At 59.6% G+C, this 17,494-nt stretch carries 20 protein-coding genes; 14 read left to right on the top strand and 6 right to left on the bottom strand.

All coding sequences use genetic code 11. From position 1 onward, the window contains the following. Positions 1-3: 3 nt before the first annotated feature. The 5 genes from HKD21_RS11955 to HKD21_RS11935 all read left to right on the top strand — a co-directional run bounded on the left by HKD21_RS11955 (position 4) and on the right by HKD21_RS11935 (position 4,496). Positions 4-1,233, top strand: coding sequence for a pyruvate dehydrogenase complex dihydrolipoamide acetyltransferase (locus tag HKD21_RS11955; RefSeq protein ID WP_194255883.1), 1,230 nt, complete (start codon positions 4-6; stop codon positions 1,231-1,233). Between the two features lie 3 nt (positions 1,234-1,236). Then, positions 1,237-2,643 (top strand): dihydrolipoyl dehydrogenase, encoded by a 1,407-nt coding sequence (lpdA, locus tag HKD21_RS11950; protein ID WP_194255882.1) that lies wholly within the window; start codon positions 1,237-1,239, stop codon positions 2,641-2,643. A 5-nt stretch (positions 2,644-2,648) separates the two neighbouring features. Then, positions 2,649-3,617 (top strand): lipoyl synthase, encoded by a 969-nt coding sequence (gene lipA / locus HKD21_RS11945; protein WP_194255881.1) that lies wholly within the window; start codon positions 2,649-2,651, stop codon positions 3,615-3,617. Next, complete coding sequence (locus HKD21_RS11940) at positions 3,617-4,096, top strand: type II toxin-antitoxin system RatA family toxin (protein WP_194255880.1); 480 nt, start codon at positions 3,617-3,619, stop codon at positions 4,094-4,096. The genes lipA and HKD21_RS11940 overlap by 1 nt, the downstream gene beginning before the upstream one ends. An 85-nt stretch (positions 4,097-4,181) precedes the next feature. Then, positions 4,182-4,496 carry a hypothetical protein gene (locus tag HKD21_RS11935; protein ID WP_194255879.1) on the top strand — a complete coding sequence of 105 codons (315 nt, stop codon included), beginning with the start codon at positions 4,182-4,184 and terminating at the stop codon, positions 4,494-4,496. A 78-nt stretch (positions 4,497-4,574) separates the two neighbouring features. Here the strand turns inward: HKD21_RS11935 and HKD21_RS11930 are convergent, their stop codons facing one another. The 3 genes from HKD21_RS11930 to HKD21_RS11920 are packed head-to-tail and all read right to left on the bottom strand — an operon-like array spanning position 4,575 to position 7,525. Continuing rightward, positions 4,575-5,060, bottom strand: coding sequence for a CinA family protein (locus HKD21_RS11930; protein ID WP_194255878.1), 486 nt, complete (start codon positions 5,058-5,060; stop codon positions 4,575-4,577). Beyond that, complete coding sequence (locus HKD21_RS11925; RefSeq protein ID WP_194255877.1) at positions 5,050-6,939, bottom strand: lytic transglycosylase domain-containing protein; 1,890 nt, start codon at positions 6,937-6,939, stop codon at positions 5,050-5,052. The genes HKD21_RS11930 and HKD21_RS11925 overlap by 11 nt, the downstream gene beginning before the upstream one ends. Beyond that, entirely contained in the window at positions 6,923-7,525 is a 603-nt protein-coding gene (locus HKD21_RS11920) for a YjbE family putative metal transport protein (RefSeq protein WP_194255876.1), read from the bottom strand. The genes HKD21_RS11925 and HKD21_RS11920 overlap by 17 nt, the downstream gene beginning before the upstream one ends. A gap of 91 nt (positions 7,526-7,616) precedes the next feature. Here HKD21_RS11920 and purB point away from each other — a divergent pair, with 91 nt between their 5' ends. From purB to HKD21_RS11875, 9 genes are all read left to right on the top strand, one after another. After that, positions 7,617-8,948 (top strand): adenylosuccinate lyase, encoded by a 1,332-nt coding sequence (purB, locus tag HKD21_RS11915; protein ID WP_194255875.1) that lies wholly within the window; start codon positions 7,617-7,619, stop codon positions 8,946-8,948. A gap of 145 nt (positions 8,949-9,093) precedes the next feature. Continuing rightward, positions 9,094-9,858: a phosphoribosylaminoimidazolesuccinocarboxamide synthase gene (gene purC / locus HKD21_RS11910; RefSeq protein ID WP_099286712.1), complete on the top strand. Its 765-nt coding sequence runs from the start codon at positions 9,094-9,096 to the stop codon at positions 9,856-9,858. After that, entirely contained in the window at positions 9,855-10,097 is a 243-nt protein-coding gene (gene purS, locus HKD21_RS11905) for a phosphoribosylformylglycinamidine synthase subunit PurS (RefSeq protein WP_099286711.1), read from the top strand. Before purC ends, purS begins: the two co-directional genes overlap by 4 nt. Further along, positions 10,094-10,498, top strand: a complete 405-nt coding sequence (locus tag HKD21_RS11900; protein ID WP_194255874.1) for a Rap1a/Tai family immunity protein — start codon at positions 10,094-10,096, stop codon at positions 10,496-10,498. The genes purS and HKD21_RS11900 overlap by 4 nt, the downstream gene beginning before the upstream one ends. After that, a complete protein-coding gene (purQ, locus tag HKD21_RS11895; RefSeq protein WP_194255873.1) occupies positions 10,495-11,196 on the top strand; it encodes a phosphoribosylformylglycinamidine synthase subunit PurQ in 702 nt (233 codons plus the stop codon). The genes HKD21_RS11900 and purQ overlap by 4 nt, the downstream gene beginning before the upstream one ends. Then, positions 11,193-13,397, top strand: coding sequence for a phosphoribosylformylglycinamidine synthase subunit PurL (gene purL / locus HKD21_RS11890; RefSeq protein ID WP_194255872.1), 2,205 nt, complete (start codon positions 11,193-11,195; stop codon positions 13,395-13,397). The genes purQ and purL overlap by 4 nt, the downstream gene beginning before the upstream one ends. 5 nt (positions 13,398-13,402) lie before the next feature. Further along, complete coding sequence (locus tag HKD21_RS11885; protein WP_062032111.1) at positions 13,403-13,633, top strand: BolA/IbaG family iron-sulfur metabolism protein; 231 nt, start codon at positions 13,403-13,405, stop codon at positions 13,631-13,633. A gap of 87 nt (positions 13,634-13,720) precedes the next feature. Next, positions 13,721-14,056 carry a Grx4 family monothiol glutaredoxin gene (grxD, locus tag HKD21_RS11880; RefSeq protein WP_194255871.1) on the top strand — a complete coding sequence of 112 codons (336 nt, stop codon included), beginning with the start codon at positions 13,721-13,723 and terminating at the stop codon, positions 14,054-14,056. A 190-nt stretch (positions 14,057-14,246) separates the two neighbouring features. After that, on the top strand, positions 14,247-14,573 hold the full coding sequence (locus tag HKD21_RS11875) for a hypothetical protein (RefSeq protein WP_194255941.1): 327 nt from the start codon (positions 14,247-14,249) through the stop codon (positions 14,571-14,573). 5 nt (positions 14,574-14,578) lie between these two features. Here HKD21_RS11875 and HKD21_RS11870 read toward each other — a convergent pair whose 3' ends face one another. The 3 genes from HKD21_RS11870 to HKD21_RS11860 are packed head-to-tail and all read right to left on the bottom strand — an operon-like array spanning position 14,579 to position 17,404. After that, positions 14,579-14,890 carry a YraN family protein gene (locus tag HKD21_RS11870; protein ID WP_194255940.1) on the bottom strand — a complete coding sequence of 104 codons (312 nt, stop codon included), beginning with the start codon at positions 14,888-14,890 and terminating at the stop codon, positions 14,579-14,581. Positions 14,891-14,946: 56 nt separating this feature from the next. Then, positions 14,947-15,957, bottom strand: a complete 1,011-nt coding sequence (gene hemB, locus HKD21_RS11865) for a porphobilinogen synthase (protein WP_407646574.1) — start codon at positions 15,955-15,957, stop codon at positions 14,947-14,949. Positions 15,958-15,961: 4 nt separating this feature from the next. Further along, complete coding sequence (locus tag HKD21_RS11860) at positions 15,962-17,404, bottom strand: APC family permease (RefSeq protein ID WP_194255869.1); 1,443 nt, start codon at positions 17,402-17,404, stop codon at positions 15,962-15,964. Between the last annotated feature and the right edge of the window lie 90 nt (positions 17,405-17,494).

Raw genomic sequence — 17,494 nt, 5'->3', positions numbered from 1 at the left:
ACGATGGCTACCGATATTCTGATGCCGGCGCTGTCGCCGACTATGACCGAAGGCAAACTGGCCCACTGGCTCAAAGCCGAAGGCGATACCGTCGCTGCGGGCGACGTGATTGCCGAAATCGAGACCGACAAAGCGACCATGGAAGTGGAAGCCGTGGACGAGGGCATCCTTGGCCGCATTCTGATCCAAGAAGGTGTTGAGGGGATTCCCGTCAACACACCGATTGCGATTCTTGTGGAAGACGGGGAGTCTGTGCCTGACACCTCTTCCGCGCAGGCCGCAGCGGCTCCGAAGGCTGAAACGGCAAGCGCAGAAACAACGTCTGCCGCTCCGGCATCCAAGGCTCCGGCTGAGGACAAGGGAGAGCGGATTTTCGTCTCTCCGCTGGCCAAACGCATGGCGCGTGAGCGGGGCATTGCCCTTGACGCCCTGACGGGCAGTGGTCCGAACGGACGCATTCTCAAACGCGATGTTGAGAAAGGTCCGGCTGCGCCCAAGACGGCTCCGAAAGCTGCCGCTGCACCCACCGTCACCGCGTCGGAAGAAACAGTCCGTCGCGTTCCGAACTCGACGATGCGCAAGGTAATCGCGCGCCGTCTGACGGAATCCAAGACGCAAGTGCCGCATTTCTATGTCTCGGTTGATATCGAACTGGATGCGCTGCTGGCCCTGCGTTCGAAGCTGAATGCGACAGCGCAGGAAAACAGCTTCAAGATCTCTGTCAACGACATGATGATCAAAGCTGTGGCGTTGGCACTAAAGAAAGTTCCGGGCGTGAATGTCCAGTTCACAGATGCCGAGACGCTGCATTTCGAGAATGTCGATATTTCGATGGCCGTCTCAATTCCGGACGGGCTGATCACACCGATCATCCGCGATGCGGATCGCAAGTCCCTGCGTGAGATCAGTGTCGAAGCCAAAGATCTGGCCAAACGTGCACGTGCTGGAAAGCTCAAGCCCGAGGAATTCCAGGGCGGGACGTTCTCCATTTCCAATATGGGTATGTTCGGCGTGCGGGAATTCGCGGCGATCATCAATCCGCCGCAGGCTGGTATTCTGGCGATTGCGTCAGGCGAAAAGCGGGCAGTCGTCCGTGGTTCGGACATCGCAATTGCGACTGTGATGACGGCGACGCTGTCGGTCGATCATCGTGCGGTGGATGGGGCCCTTGGGGCCGAGTGGCTGAATGCGCTGCGCGATATCGTGCAGAACCCTTATTTTCTGGTGGTCTGAACCATGTCCGATACATTCGATCTGATTGTTGTTGGGGGCGGCCCCGGCGGCTATGTGGCGGCGCTGCGGGCCAGCCAGCTCGGCATGAGTGTGGCGCTTGTGGAAAGCACGCATTTTGGTGGCGTCTGCCTGAACTGGGGCTGTATTCCGACCAAGGCGCTTCTGCGCTCTTCGGAAATCCATCATCTTCTGCATGAACTGGGCACGTTCGGTCTTTCCGCAGACAACATCTCGTTCGACCTCTCCAAGATCGTGGGCCGCTCACGCAGCATCGCGCGACGGATGGGTGGCGGGATTGCCCATCTGCTGAAGAAAGCCAAGGTCACGACCTTTGATGGCCGCGCCAAGCTGGCCGGGCGTTCAGGTGAGGCGCATCAGGTTGCCATCACGAAGGATGGCGCGGATGTAACGACCATCAAGGCGCCGCATGTTATTCTCGCAACGGGTGCACGGGGGCGTCAGCTTCCAGGACTGGAGACGGATGGCACCCTGATCTGGGGCGCCCGTGAGGCCATGACGCCGAAGGAATTGCCGAAGCGCCTTCTGGTTATCGGGTCGGGTGCGATCGGTATCGAATTTGCGTCGTTCTACCGGAATATGGGCAGTGAAGTTACAATCGCCGAAGTGGCGGATCGGATCCTGATCGCCGAAGATCCGGAAATCAGTGCAGCAGCCCGCAAGGCTTTCGAAAAGCAGGGGATGACGATCATCACCAGCGCGAAGGTCGGGCCACTGAACAAGAGCGAGACCGAAGTCTCCACGACGATTGAAAGCCCGACGGGCAAGATCGATTTGACGGTGGATCGCGTCATCTGTGCGGTTGGCATCGTGGGGAATGTCGAGGATCTGGGACTTGAGGGCACCAAGGTTCAGGTGGATCGGACCCATATCGTCACGGACGGTTTCTGCCGGACTGGCGAGCCGGGCGTCTATGCAATCGGTGATGTGGCCGGTGCACCCTGGCTGGCCCATAAGGCGAGCCACGAGGCTATTTTGTGTGTTGAAAAGATCGCCGGACGTTCGCCGCAGCCTTTGCATCCGCTGAACATTCCGGGCTGCACCTATTCGCGTCCACAGATCGCGTCTGTCGGGCTGAGTGAAGAGAAGGCCATTGCCGCAGGACACAAGGTCAAGGTTGGCCGTTTCCCGTTCATCGCCAACGGCAAGGCTGTTGCGATGGGTGAGACGGACGGTATGGTCAAGACCGTGTTCGACGCGACGAGTGGCGAACTTCTGGGCGCACACATGATCGGCGCGGAAGTTACGGAAATGATTCAGGGTTATGTCATTACCCGGACGGGAGAACTGACAGAGGCGGAACTGATCGAAACGGTCTTCCCGCATCCGACAATTTCCGAGACCATGCACGAGGCAACACTGGCGGCCTTCGACGGCCCGCTGCATATCTGAGCATCATGTCCCAGCGCATCACCATCGACCATCGCGCGGCACCCGCGCTCCGTCATCCCGAAAAGGCGCACCGGCCCGACAATCCGATCCAGCGCAAACCGTCCTGGATCCGGGTCAAGGCGCCGAACCACCCCGTCTATCATGAGACACGGGCACTGATGCGCGACGCGGGTCTCGTGACGGTCTGCGAAGAAGCGGCATGCCCCAATATCGGGGAATGCTGGTCGCAGCGTCATGCCACGATGATGATCATGGGCGAAATCTGCACCCGGGCCTGTGCATTTTGCAATGTCACGACCGGGATGCCGAAGCATCTTGATTCGGACGAACCGAGGCGTGTTGGTGAAGCCGTTGCAAAGCTTGGACTGCGGCATGTCGTCATCACATCCGTGGACCGTGATGATCTGCCAGATGGCGGCGCGGAGCACTTCGCGCAGGTCATCCGTTCGATCCGCGAGACGTCCCCGGAGACTACGATTGAAATCCTCACTCCCGATTTCCTGCGCAAGGATGGGGCGCTGGAGATCGTCGTGGCCGCACGACCCGACGTTTTCAATCACAATATCGAGACCGTGCCCCGACTTTACCCCACCATCCGCCCCGGTGCGCGTTACTATCAGTCAGTCCGGCTTCTGGATGGCGTAAAAAGGCTCGATCCTTCCATTTTCACCAAGTCCGGCCTGATGCTTGGGCTTGGCGAAGAGCGCATGGAAGTGGCTCAGGTCATGGATGATTTCAGGATCGCAGACGTCGATTTTCTGACACTCGGGCAATATCTTCAGCCCTCCGCAAAACATGCGGCCGTTGAAAAGTTTATTACCCCTGACGAGTTTGACGGCTATGCTGCGGCAGCCCGTTCAAAAGGATTTCTTCAGGTCAGTGCCAGTCCGCTGACCCGGTCCTCCTATCATGCGGACAGCGATTTCGCGAAGCTGCAGGCTGCGCGGAAAAGCCGTCTGAAAGAAAGTCTCTGATGCCGACACATGCCGAGCAAAGGTTGATCGCCTACACGCCGGACCAGCTTTTTGATCTCGTGGCGGATGTCGAGAAGTATCCGCAGTTTCTGCCGTGGTGTGTGAAAGCGAGCATCCGCACCCAGACGGAACAGGAGCTTGTGGCAGATCTGACGATCGGGTTTGGCCCGTTCCGCGAGACCTTTACGAGCCGCGTAACGCTGGAAAGGCCTTCGCGCATCCGGGTGCGTTATGAAAAGGGTCCCTTCCGCTATCTGAACAATGTGTGGACATTCAGCCCTGATCCACGCGGCTGTCTGGTCGATTTTTTTGTGGATTTCGAGTTCAAGTCGCGACTTCTGCAGAATGCGATGGGCGTGGTATTCAATGAGGGTGTGCGCCTCATGGTGTCTGCATTCATCAAGCGTGCACGGGATATTTACGGAGTGCAGGGGGCGAAGGTTGCTCCTCCCACGCCCGGTCTTTCCCAAAGGACATAAAATTTCATAGTGTTGCCAGAACCAATCGCGAGCTGAGTCGTTACAGGCTCAAGCACCGCGATGGTGACAGAAGAAGGATTACGTCATGAAGAAAATCTCCTTTGGCGCATTTGCCCTGACCGCTCTGGTCGCTGCAGCTTCTCCGGCGATGGCTGAGCATCATCACCACGGCAAGCACCATGAGAAGGCTGGCCACGCTGAAAAAACCAGCAGCGCCGCAACGACAGAAGATCTGAACGCCCGTTCGCTGCAGCAGGCACAGACACCAGTCTCTCCGACGGCCCCGACAGCGGCTGTTCCGCCTGCTGCCCCGACCGCTATCCCGACAGCTCCAAGCCTTCAGGCAGCACCTGCGGCTCCGGCAGCCTCGACGATGCCGGCTCCGACGCAGGACAACTGAGACTGCAATCAGACCTGTGGTCTGTTGCAGGTTTGCAGAAAAAAGCGGCTCCGTTCATTCGGAGCCGTTTTTTTTGTCTCAGGCGTTCAGAACCATCTGAAGGGCATGCCGCACAGTCTGAGAGCGAATGCTGGTGCGATCTCCGATGAAGAGACACTGCGTAAGTGTAAGCGCACCGGTGCGGGAAGCCAGTCCGAAACAGACGGTCCCGACCGGCTTGGCAACGCTGCCGCCGCCCGGGCCTGCAATGCCGGTAACAGAAATGGCCATATCAGCATCAACAGCATTAAGAAGACCGCCTTCCGCCATAGCCTGAGCCGTCTGGAGGCTGACGGCTCCGTATTGTGCAAGAACCGTCTCCGGAACGCTCACGGCGCTCATTTTTAAAGCGTTAGAATAAGTTACGAAGCCCCCCTCCAATATTTCTGACGAGCCGGGAATATCACTGAGGGCAGCGCTGATCAGGCCGCCTGTGCAGCTTTCTACCGTAACCAGTTTGCGACCGGATCTGCGGAGCTGCGCCAGCACCTGTCCGGCGAGGGCTGCAATGTCGTTATCCGGCATGAAGATTCCTGACACGATAGACCATCATTCCTGCTTCGATATTCTCGATATAAAGGCGGGTTTCGCGATAGGGCAGGCGCTCGATCCAGTCCAGAACACCGTCTTCTGACAGCGGGTCAGAGGGTGGATTTGCTTTCAGCCAGAGATCGACCCGATGCGGACCGGCATTATAGGCAGCCAACGCATAAGGGATCACATTTCCGAAACGCTCCAGAAGCTGTGAGACATAAGCGTTGCCGATTTTCAGATTTGTCTGCGGATCGGTCAGGGACGCGGGAGAGACGTTGATCGGCCCCAGATGCCCCTTGCGCACCACGTCTCTGGCTGCGGCGGGCAGAAGTTGCAGCAGGCCCACAGCCTTGGCACCGCTTAGTGCGTTCGGGTCGAAACCACTTTCCTGCCGGATGATGGCGGGAAGCAGGCCGTCCGGAACAGTTGAGGCGGCGGGATAGGGATCGGGGAAACCCTGCGGATACAGTGCAATGCCTTTGCGTGCCAGGGCATAGGAGGCAAAGACTTCCGGCGCAGGCAGCCCAAGGCGGGACGCAGCATCGGCAACGGCTTTCTGACCTTCCGGAGACGGATTGACGACTTCCAGCATCATGAGGAAATCCCGTGCATGATCGGGATCACCTGCCTGCACAAGGTCCGTGGCGCCTTCGAGCAGATCCGGTCGGCTGAGCGTTCCAGCGGGCGGAGTAGGGAGGGACTGGAGGGCCTGTAACAGGGCATCGTCAAAGGCCGAAGATGATCGGCCTGAGACCAGAATTGCGTTGTCCTGCGTCAGGGATGCAAGAGCGAGCTGGCCCGGAAAAGTCGTGGGGAAAGCCGCGGCTTTCTGGAATGCGGCTTCGGCATCCTGCTGTTTGTCAGCGGCCTGAAGGGCGCGTCCCGTCCAGTAATAGCCGCGAGCCTGCATCTGAAGCGAGGTTGCGCTCTGGAGAAGGGCAAAGAACTGTTCCGCCCGGGCAGGATCGTGAAGCTCTCTGAGTGCAATAAAGCCGCTGAGAAGAGCTGCTTCCTGATGGTCTGTGGTGTCCGGGGGAAGGGTAGTATCGTCGGCGAGATCTGCCGCCTCTTTTGGACGACCGGCCAGTAACAGGGCGCGGGCGAGGCTGATCCGTTCTGAGGACCAGTCATGGGATGGGTTCGTCCGCTGGAGGGCAGCACCCTGCGTGTTCCAGAGAGACAGCGCTTCATCCAATCTGTCGCCACGACGCAGCGCCCGCAGACGATAGCGGATAAGAGTCGGGTCGGATTGCAAGTCTGGAGGCAAAGAGGCGAACAGAGAATCGGCATCGGGAGAGGCCAGACGTTCGGCCAGTCTGGCGCGGGCCAACGGTTGCCGATCAACGGAAAGGCGCTCGATCTGTCTGGACGCTGCGGAGAACTGCCCGCGCAGTTCGAGCGCTTCATAGCGGGTCCATTGATCGGCAGGAGTGAAGGCCTGATCGAAACGTGCGAGCAGGGTCTGCTCTTCGGCAGCGGTCAGGGTACTTCCGGACAGCCAGAGACGGCGCGCCGTGGAGGCCGGGTCCGGAATATGGTTTGCACAGGCTGTAAACGCGGCTGGGAGCGTGAGGGAATAAAGCGGGCAGAGGGCGTTCAGAGTCTGCGTGTCGGATGTCTGGGACAGGGCGTTCTGAAACCGCCATAGAATACGCACTCTCTGCGGCCACTGCGGCTTCTGCTCAAGGAAACTGGCGTAACGCTGTGCCGGGAAACTGCTTCCTTCTGGCCCGACAAGGATCAGCCATTCCGCCAGTCGCTCTTGAACGGGCGAGGGGGCGGTCTCCATCGAGGGCGTTGCGAGGGCTGATGACGTGACAAGCAGCGTTATCAGTCCCGCGAAAAGAGTTTTGTCAGCTCGGAAGAACATGCGTCCAGACCTCCCCGCCACCGCGGATGATGAGTTCGATTGCAACGCCCAGAACCACCAGAAGGCCGATCCATGCAATCCAGCGATATCTGCTCAGAAGATTGGCGACGACCGATGCAGCAAGCCCCATCAACAGCACCGACAACACCAGCCCCATAACAAGAATCCACGGATGCCCGACAGCCGCTCCGGCAACCGCCAGCACGTTGTCCAGACTCATGGACAGATCGGCCACGACAATTTTGAGCACGGCAGGTCCGAGGCGGGGCGGGGCGGCCTCGACGTCCTCATGATGTTCGCCGTCGCGAAGCTCACGATACATCTTCCAGCAGACCCACAGAAGCAGAAACCCACCTGCCAGCGTCAGACCGACCACGGCGAGCAGCGTGGTCGCCAGCAAGGCCAGTCCTACACGCAGAATGGCGGCGAACCCTGTTCCGAACAGAATGGCAAGACGACGCTGCCGCCCTTCCAGATTGCGCACGGCCATCCCGATGACGACCGCATTGTCACCGGCAAGGGTGATATCGATCAGGGTGATCTGGCCGAGGGCGATGAGGGCGTGCAGCAGAGAGTCAGGGGCCAAGGTGTCATTCTTCCGAAAAGGGGTCCGTGCAATGTCTTCGTATTTGGTCTAAGGAGCCTCCGTAAAGCCCCACCTCGCATCCGGAGTTCCCATGGTACCCCGTTACAGCCGTCCGCAGATGACTGCCATCTGGTCTCCCGCCAACCGTTTTCGCATCTGGTTCGAGATCGAAGCCCTTGCCTGCGAAGCTATGGCACAACGGGGTGACATTCCCGCCGAATCAGCCAGAACCATCCGCGAAAAGGGTGATGTCGCCATGGCGGCATTCTCCGACGCGGATCTGGCCCGCATCGACGAGATCGAAGCCGAAACGCGCCATGACGTCATCGCGTTCCTGACCTGGCTTGCGGAAAAAGTTGGTCCGGACAGCCGTTTCGTCCATCTGGGCATGACGTCTTCGGATGTGCTGGACACATGCCTGTCCGTTCAGATGACGCAGGCCGCCGATCTGCTGCTGGAAGATCTGGACCGCGTTCTCGCTGCACTCAAAGAGCGCGCCTATGAACACCGCAGCACAGTGACGATTGGCCGGAGCCACGCGATTCATGCCGAGCCGACCAGCTTTGGCCTGAAGATTGCCGGGCACTATGCCGAGTTCGCCCGTAACCGCGAGCGTCTGGTGCAGGCCCGCAAGGAAATTGCGGTCTGCGCGATTTCCGGCGCTGTTGGCACCTACGCACATATCGACCCGGAAATCGAAGAATACGTCGCCGACAAGCTGGGTCTGGCTGTCGAGAGCGTGTCGACGCAGGTCATTCCGCGTGACCGCCATGCGGCGTTCTTCTGCACGCTCGGCGTAATCGCCAGCGGCATCGAGCGTCTGGCGATCGAGGTCCGTCATCTTCAGCGTTCGGAAGTCCGGGAAGCGGAAGAGTTCTTCCACAAAGGACAGAAGGGCAGTTCGGCAATGCCGCACAAGCGCAACCCTGTCCTGTCGGAGAACCTGACGGGTCTGGCGCGCCTCATCCGCTCGCATGTCGTGCCGGCTCTGGAAAACGTCGCACTGTGGCATGAGCGGGACATCAGCCACTCCGCCGTCGAGCGGAACATCTGCCCCGATGCAACGATCGGGCTGGATTTCGCGCTGATGCGTCTGGCCGGAATGATGGAAAAGCTGGTCGTCTATCCCGAGCAGATGATCGCAAACATGGAGAGTCTCGGCGGCGTCGTCCATTCCGGCGAAGTACTTCTGACGCTGGCCCGTGCGGGAATTTCGCGCGAGGACGCCTATCGCATCGTACAGCGCAACGCCATGGAAACATGGACGAAGCTGAACAAACCGGGCTTCAAGACCTTCCGTGAAAACCTTGAAGCCGACCCGGAAGTGGCCGGTCGTGTCAGCAAGGACATTCTCGATCAGGCGTTCGACCCGGCACAGCATCTGCGCGCCGTGGATCGCATCTTCGCCCGTATCTTTGACTGAGAGGCGTGCGGAACGCAGACTTCCTGCGATTTCCTGCGTTCCGCACACTCGCAGTTCCGGTTCCGCAATGCTATGGAACCACAATTCGTCGCTGCTCCAGCCGTCCGCATCTTTTGTCAGGACGGCGCAACGCTAAGGATTGCTCATGGCTCGCCGCCGCCAGCTCTATGAGGGCAAAGCCAAGGTTCTTTTTGAAGGCCCAGAACCCGGCACACTCGTTCAGTACTTCAAGGATGACGCCACCGCCGGAAACGGCGCGAAGAGCGGCATCATCACCGGGAAGGGTGTCCTGAACAACCGCATCAGCGAATACCTGATGCTCAAGCTTCACGAGATTAACATCCCGACCCACTTCATCCGTCGGCTGAACATGCGCGAGCAGCTCATCCGCGAAGTGGAGATCATCCCGCTTGAAGTTGTGGTACGCAACGTGGCGGCGGGCTCGCTGGCCAAGCGGCTTGGCATCCCCGAGGGGACGCGCCTGCCGCGCACGATCATCGAATATTACTACAAGAACGACGCGCTCAACGACCCGATGGTGTCGGAAGAGCATATCGCAGCGTTCAACTGGGCCGCACCGCAGGACATGGACGACATGAACCAGCTTGCGCTCAGAACAAATGATTTCCTGATGGGCATGTTCACGGCTGTCGGCATCACGCTTGTCGATTTCAAGCTGGAATTCGGACGGATCTGGGAAGGCGAGGAGATGCGTATTCTTCTAGCCGACGAAATCTCGCCGGATAACTGCCGTCTGTGGGATTCCAAGACGAACGAGAAGTTGGACAAGGATCGTTTCCGCCGCGACATGGGTCGCGTCGAGGAAGCGTATCAGGAAGTGGCAAAGCGTCTCGGGATTCTGCCCGAGTCCGGGAATGGTGACCTCAAGGGTCCGGAGGCAGTTCAGTGAAAATCCGTGTTTTTGTTTCCCTGAAAGACGGCGTTCTCGATCCGCAGGGCAAGGCCGTGGGCCATGCTCTGGAAACCCTTGGCTTCAAGGGTTTGGGCGAAGTGCGCATCAATCGCGTCGTTGAACTCGATGTTCCGGCCGACAATGCCGCCGACGCACTCGCGCAGGGCGAGGCCATGGCGCGCGCACTTCTGGCCAATGAGGTCATTGAGGATTTCAGCGTTGAGGTGGCCGGATGACCCGTCTTTCCACGATCTTCCTGCTGGCCGGTCTCGCAGCGGCTCCGGCTCTTGTCGTAGCCCCGGCGCACGCACAGCGCGTGTCCAAGGTTTCGGGCAAGGCTCTGGGCCAGATGTGCTCCAGCAAGTCCTCCATCGGGATGTGCGACGCCTATCTGTCCGGCCTGATGGACGGTGAGGCCTGGGCTAAGAAGTACGACACCTTCGCCCATGATGAATCTGCTCCGGTCGCGTTCTGCGTTCCGGCCCAGCAGACTGCGCCGCAAATCCGCGGTCTGGTTGTCGCCTGGCTGCATGCCCACAACGACGCGCTGACGGAGCCTGCGGGCAAGGCTGTCTATCGCGCCCTGCATGACACCTATCCGTGCCATGCGTCCGCTCCGGCGGAGGGCCAGAAATGAAGGCAGGTATCGTCGTATTTCCCGGCACGAACCGGGAGCGCGACATGGTCCATGCCCTGAAGCTGGTGACGGGGCAGACGCCGCGTCTGATCTGGCACGGGGAAACCTCTCTGGGGGATCTGGACCTCGTGGTGCTTCCGGGTGGGTTCAGCTTCGGGGACTATCTGCGTAGTGGCGCTATGGCCGCACATTCGCCGATCATGCATGACGTCAAGGCATTCGCAGGCAAGGGCGGTCATGTTCTGGGTGTCTGCAATGGCTTCCAGATCCTGACGGAATCCCATCTTCTGCCGGGCGCACTGCTTCGCAACGCAGGGCTGCGCTTCCTGTCGCAGGACTGCCACCTGAAGGTTGAAAACGCGTCGTCGCCCTATACGCAGGGCTGGGCGCGAGGTGATGTGTTCCGCGCGCCGCTGGCACATGGTGACGGGAACTACACGGCCTCTCCCGAGACGCTGAAGCGTCTTGAAGGCGAAGGCCGCGTGGCGTTCCGTTATTGTGGGGCGGATGGTGCGGTTTCGGACGATGATCGTGCGACCAACCCCAACGGGAGCACGCGCTCCATCGCCGGGATTCTGAGCGAGAATGGCCGTGTCTGTGGCCTGATGCCGCACCCGGAGAACCTGACTGACCCCGAAATCGGCGCAACCGACGGCGTGCCGCTTTTCAAAGGCATTGTGGAGGCTCTTGTCGGATGAGTGTGACGATTGATGCCCAGCTTGCCCAGTCTTTCGGACTGACCGGCGAGGAATACGACAAGCTTGTCACGATCATGGGACGGACGCCGAGCTTTACGGAGCTTGGAATTTTCTCCGTCATGTGGTCCGAGCACTGCTCCTACAAATCGTCCCGCATTCATCTCAAGACGTTGCCGACCAAGGCGCCATGGGTCATCCATGGGCCGGGCGAGAACGCAGGCGTCGTGGATATCGGCGAAGGTCTGGCCGCCGTCTTCAAGATGGAGAGCCACAACCACCCGTCTTTCATCGAGCCCTATCAGGGCGCGGCGACAGGCGTCGGCGGCATTCTGCGTGACGTGTTCACGATGGGCGCGCGTCCGGTTGCGAACCTCAACGCCCTGCGCTTCGGTGACCCGAAACATGCGGGCACGCGTCGCATCGTCGATGGTGTCGTGCGTGGTGTTGGCGGCTACGGTAACTGCGTTGGCGTTCCGACCGTCGGCGGCGAGGTCAACTTCCACAAGGCGTATGACGGCAATCCGCTCGTCAACGCCATGACGGTGGGTGTGGCCAAGCAGGACAAGATCTTCCTGTCGGCTGCGGCGGGCGTAGGCAATCCTGTTGTCTATGTCGGCTCCAAGACGGGCCGTGATGGCATTCACGGCGCGACCATGTCTTCGGCGGAATTCGACGAGGAAGCGGCGTCCAAGCGTCCGACGGTTCAGGTTGGCGATCCGTTTATCGAGAAGCTGCTGATCGAGGCCTGCCTCGAACTGATGGCCACCGATGCGATCGTCGCCATTCAGGACATGGGCGCGGCCGGTCTGACGTCTTCTGCCGTTGAAATGGCCGGCAAAGGCGGCGTTGGCATCGAGCTGAATCTTGATGCTGTTCCGCAGCGCGAGCCGAACATGTCGGCTTACGAGATGATGCTCTCCGAGAGCCAGGAGCGTATGCTCATGGTCCTCAAGCCCGAGCGGACCGAAGTTGCACGCGCGATCTTCGCGAAGTGGGAGCTGGATTTCGCCATCATCGGTGTGCTGACCGATACGGGCCGCATCACGATCCGTCATCATGGCGAAATCGAAGCCGATATTCCGCTGGCTCCGCTGGCGGATGAAGCTCCGCTCTATAACCGTCCGACCGTGCCGCTGACGGCACCCGCACGGATTGAAACGCCCGCTGACCCGGAAGGAATCGAGAAGGCGCTGCTGACGCTGATCGGCTGCCCGGATCTGGCGTCCCGCGCCTGGGTCTGGAACCAGTATGACGGCTCGGTCGGTGGCAACACGGCGCGTCGTCCGGGTGCAGCCGATGCGGCAGTCGTCCGCGTTGACGATACGCGTCTGGGTCTTGCCCTGACGACGGACTGCACGCCACGTTACTGTCAGGCCGATCCCAAGACGGGTGGCGCTCAAGCAGTCGCCGAAGCATGGCGGAACCTGACGGCAACCGGTGCAACGCCACTGGCCGTGACGGACAACCTGAACTTCGGCAATCCGGAACGGCCGGAAATCATGGCGCAGTTCGCCGATGCCATCAAAGGCATGGGCGATGCCTGTCGCGCGCTCGACTTCCCGGTCGTAAGCGGCAACGTCTCGCTGTATAATGAGACGCGCTCACCGTCCGGTGAAGCTCAGGCAATTCTGCCGACGCCAGCGATCGGCGCGCTTGGCGTGCTCGCGGATGCATCCAAGTCCATCGGGCTTGCGATGCCGGATGCCCACGATCTGGTGCTGGTCGGCTCTATCCGGGGCGAACTCGGACAGTCCTTGTGGCTCCGCGAAATCTGCCAGCGTGAAGACGGAGCGCCGCCGGCGGTCGATCTTGCCGTCGAACGTCGTAACGGAGACTTCGTACGCAGCCAGATTACAGCGGGTGCGGTTGCAGCCTGTCATGACATCGCCGATGGCGGTCTGCTGGTGACGGTCGCGGAAATGGTGATGGCGAGCGGCGTCGGCTGCACGCTTGAAGCCGCTCCGACGGACATTGCCGCGCATGCCTTCTGGTTCGGTGAGGATCAGGGCTGCTACGTCATTGCAACGTCCGATGGTGCAGCCCTTGTCGAAGCCGCAGAGAAGGCCAATGTTCCGGCAATCCGTCTGGGACGTTCGGGCGGCAGTGATCTGGTTCTTCCGGGAACCGTCAGTGTCAGCGCGGAGCGTCTCAGCGAGATCAATGCCGCGTTCTTCCCGCAGTTCATGGGTGAGGGAGCCTGATTTTTATGCCGATGGCAGCTTCTGAAATCGAACGCACGATTCTCGCCGCCATTCCTGACGCCCGGATCGAGATCGAAGATCTCGCCGGGGACGGGGATCATTACGCCTGTCAGGTTACGAGCGAAGCCTTCCGCGGGCTTTCGCGTGTACGCCAGCACAAACTGGTTTATGATGCGTTCGGAACCCGCATGGGCACCGAACTGCATGCGATGGCCCTCAAGACGCTCACCCCTTAAGAGCCGGGGCTGACGTCTTTTTTTCCAGACGAGCACTGACAGCAGGAGCGGACGTTCTGTCCGACCTGCCGAACCAAGGAAAATCCAATGTCCGAAACCGTGTTCCAGCATATCCAGACCCTGATCGACGCCAATCCGGTCATGCTGTTCATGAAGGGTGACAAGCTCTTCCCGCAGTGCGGCTTCTCCGCACGCGTGGTCCAGATTCTCACGCATCTTGGCGTTCCGTTTGCAACCTGCAATATCCTTGAAAGCGCCGAACTGCGTCAGGGAATCAAGGATTTCTCGCAGTGGCCGACGGTGCCGCAGCTTTACGTCAAGGGCGAGTTCGTGGGCGGCTGCGATATCGTAACCGACATGTATCAAAGCGGCGAGCTTGAGACTCTGCTGACCGAAAAAGGCGTTACCACCGCCAACGCCTGATTCGGGTGCGACTCTGGCAAAAAGTGCTGAATTCAGCACTTTTTAAGCATTGCTCCTGCCACAATTCAGCCATGAAGCGACGAAAAGTGGCAGGACCTTGATTTTTTCGGAAACTTTCCCATCAGGGGTTGCCGGACCCCGAGTTCAGCGCATAGGCTGTTTCCATCAGAACGGGATGGGACAAACGTCAATGGCGCGGAACTGGGTTGGCAGAATTGCTCTGGGCATCATGGGTGTCGGTATTTGCATGGGGGCAGGCAAGGCTTACGCCCGTCCGGCTATCACCGACTATGAAGCCAGCAAGCTGACCTTCGATGCACTGACCGCCACGCCGGTCTATCATCGCGCCGTTTTCCACCATGCACTTGCGCGCCGCACCAGTTCACATAATACGGCCGTTGCCTGGAGCAGCTCACACGCTGTCATCCGCAACGTCGCCTACCGCCCGCATGCAAGCGCTCATACTCATATTGCGGTCGCCTCAGCTCACCACCACGCCCGCGTCCGTCGCACCTGATCCTTTCAGAACTGGCGCAGCGCATCCTGAATGCGTCGCGCCTGACCTGACAGATCCACGACGATCAGATCAAACCGCGTGTTGGGCCGCTGCCACTCCGGTTTTGTCAGCAGGACATACTCAAAGGCTTCCATCAGCCTTTGGGACTGTCTGACAGTCAGGCAGGATGCACTTTCCCGCAAAGTCCGTCTCTGTTTGACCTCAACGGCAATCAGCCATTCCAAATCTGCTGCTAGAAGATCGATTTCGCCGTAAGGCGTCCGTAATCTGCGCGCCATAATTGTCAGCCCGCGTTCCTCAAGGAGTCGGGCTGCAATGTTTTCGGCGTTCAGCCCTGTGTAATAGGACTGAACACCTCGGGTCTGTGGACTTTTCAGCGTTCGTCCCGCAGAAGACGGGCGGCATCCAGAGCAAAATAGGTGAGGATGCCGTTACAACCTGCGCGCTTGAAGGCGATCAGGCTTTCCATGATCGTACGATCACGGTCGAGCCAGCCGTTCTGAATGGCGCCCATGAGCATCGCGTATTCGCCCGACACCTGATAGGCGAAGGTTGGAACTTCAAAGCGTTCACGGACACGACGGATGATGTCGAGATAGGGCATGCCCGGCTTGACCATGATCATATCCGCGCCTTCGCGCAGGTCCTGCTCGACTTCACGCATGGCTTCATCGGAATTGGCCGGGTCCATCTGGTAGGTCTTCTTGTCCCCGTGCAGCAGGCTGCCGGACCCCAGCGCATCGCGGAACGGGCCGTAAAAGGCAGAGGCGTATTTTGCCGTGTAGGCCATGATGCGTGTCGTGTCGTAGCCATTGCCGTCAAGTGTTTCGCGGATGGCTTTTACGCGGCCGTCCATCATGTCGGACGGCGCGATGATGTCGTTGCCTGCACGGGCCTGATTGAGGGCCTGCTGGCGGAGGATTTCCACGGAGGCGTCGTTGAGGATGCGTCCGTTCTCGATCACGCCGTCATGTCCATGATCGGTGTACGGGTCGAGCGCCACGTCGCCAATGATGCCGAGATCGGGAAAGGCGTCCTTGATGGTGCGGGAAGCGCGACACATCAGGTTGTCCGGGTTGAGAGCTTCAGTGCCAGTCGCATCGCGGACGCTCATGGGCGTAACCGGGAAGATGGCAATGGCCGGAATGCCGAGGTCCACGGCCTGTCGGACATGTTCGACGACATTGTCCACACTGACGCGTTCGGCACCCGGCATGGAGTCGACTTTCTGACGCTGGTTTTCGCCTTCGCAGACGAAAATCGGCCAGATCAGGTTGTCGACATGCAGGCGATGTTCCTGCACCAGACGGCGGGTGAAAGCATCGTGGCGATTACGCCGCGGGCGGGAGAGGGGGTATGCTGCATTGCTCATACCCCCAATCATGCGCCTAACTTTGGTCTCTGCAAAGTCGACTGTTGCGGATGCCGTAGGCGAAATAGACAACAAGCCCAATCACCAGCCAGACGACAAGCCGGATCCATGTCAGGAGATCAAGCGACACCATCACGGCTCCACAGGACAAAACACCGAGCACAGGTATCAGCAAGCCACCTGGCACACGGAACTGGCGCGGAGCTTCGGGATGCCTGTAGCGCAGAACCGGAACCCCGACACAGACGATGATAAAGGCCAGAAGAGTGCCGATGGACGTCATGTTACCAAGCTGTCCGATGGGAAGGAACGCGGTGAGAAAGCTTGTCAGGACCGCGAAAAGCAGATGTGACGTCCAGGGTGTACGGGTACGGACGTTGAGACGTGAGAAAATCCCTGGCAACAGACCATCATGAGACATAATGAGAAAAACGCGGGCCTGTCCCATTAGCAGCCCAAACAGTACCGAAACATATCCGGCGGTAATCCCCAGTTTTACAAGACTGGCCAACCAGGGCATTCCTGCCACGTCGATGGCCGTAGCGACCGGACTTGGATCGTTGGCCATGGTTCGGTAATCAACCACGCCCGTCAGGACCATTGAGAACACGGCGTAAACGATCGAGCAGACGAGCAGACTTCCAAGAATGCCAATTGGAATATCGCGGGCCGGATTCCGGCTGTCCTGCGCGGTCGTGGAGACGATATCGAAGCCCAAATAGGCAAAGAAGGCCATGCCTGCAGCCCGCATGACGCCGGACATGCCAAACTGACCGAATGTTCCGGTGTTCTGCGGTATGAACGGGTGATAATGCGCGATGTTGATATGAGGCGCACAAGCCGCAATCACGGCGACGATAACGGAAAGCTTGATGCAGACGACGACCGTATTGATGGTCGTCGACTCACTCACACCCCGCATCAGCAAGGCTGTGACGCCCCATATTGCACAGACGGCCGGAAGGTTGAACCAGGCCGCAGCAATGGATCCGTCCGACATCGTGACAGGCGTCATAGGGGTGGCCAGCAGGCGGGGATCGATGTGAAAGCCCCAGCCTCCCAGCAGTGATGCGAGATAACCCGACCAGCTGGATGCAACAGCAGCGGCCCCCACGGTATATTCCAGAACGAGATCCCACCCGATGATCCAGGCGATCAGCTCTCCCATGGAGGCATAGGCATACGAATATGCCGATCCGCCCGATGGGATCATGCTGGCAAGTTCGCCATAACACAGACCGGCAAAACCGCAGGCCACGGCGGCGATAACAAAAGAAAGCGTCACGGCTGGACCGGCATTCTGGCCAGCCGCGACGCCCGTGAGAGAGAAAAGACCAGCACCGATCGTCACGCCGATACCGAGGGCGACGAGCTGCCAGGGACCGAGAACACGCCTGAGGCCAGTCTGGCTGTCAGCTGCGGATGATACGGGTTTGGTCCGCCAGAGCGGAGTGGTCATGAAGGATCCTCGTTTGTTAGGCGGATTGTTTTTGCCGAGGCAGGCAATCTGGGCTAGTCACATGCCGAACTCACCCTGGAGAATGGACCA

The sequence above is a fragment of the Gluconobacter cerevisiae genome, from assembly GCF_015244675.1.
Lineage (GTDB): Bacteria > Pseudomonadota > Alphaproteobacteria > Acetobacterales > Acetobacteraceae > Gluconobacter > Gluconobacter cerevisiae.
Note: the sequence above shows the minus strand (reverse complement) of the source record. Positions and strands in the feature narration are given on the sequence as shown.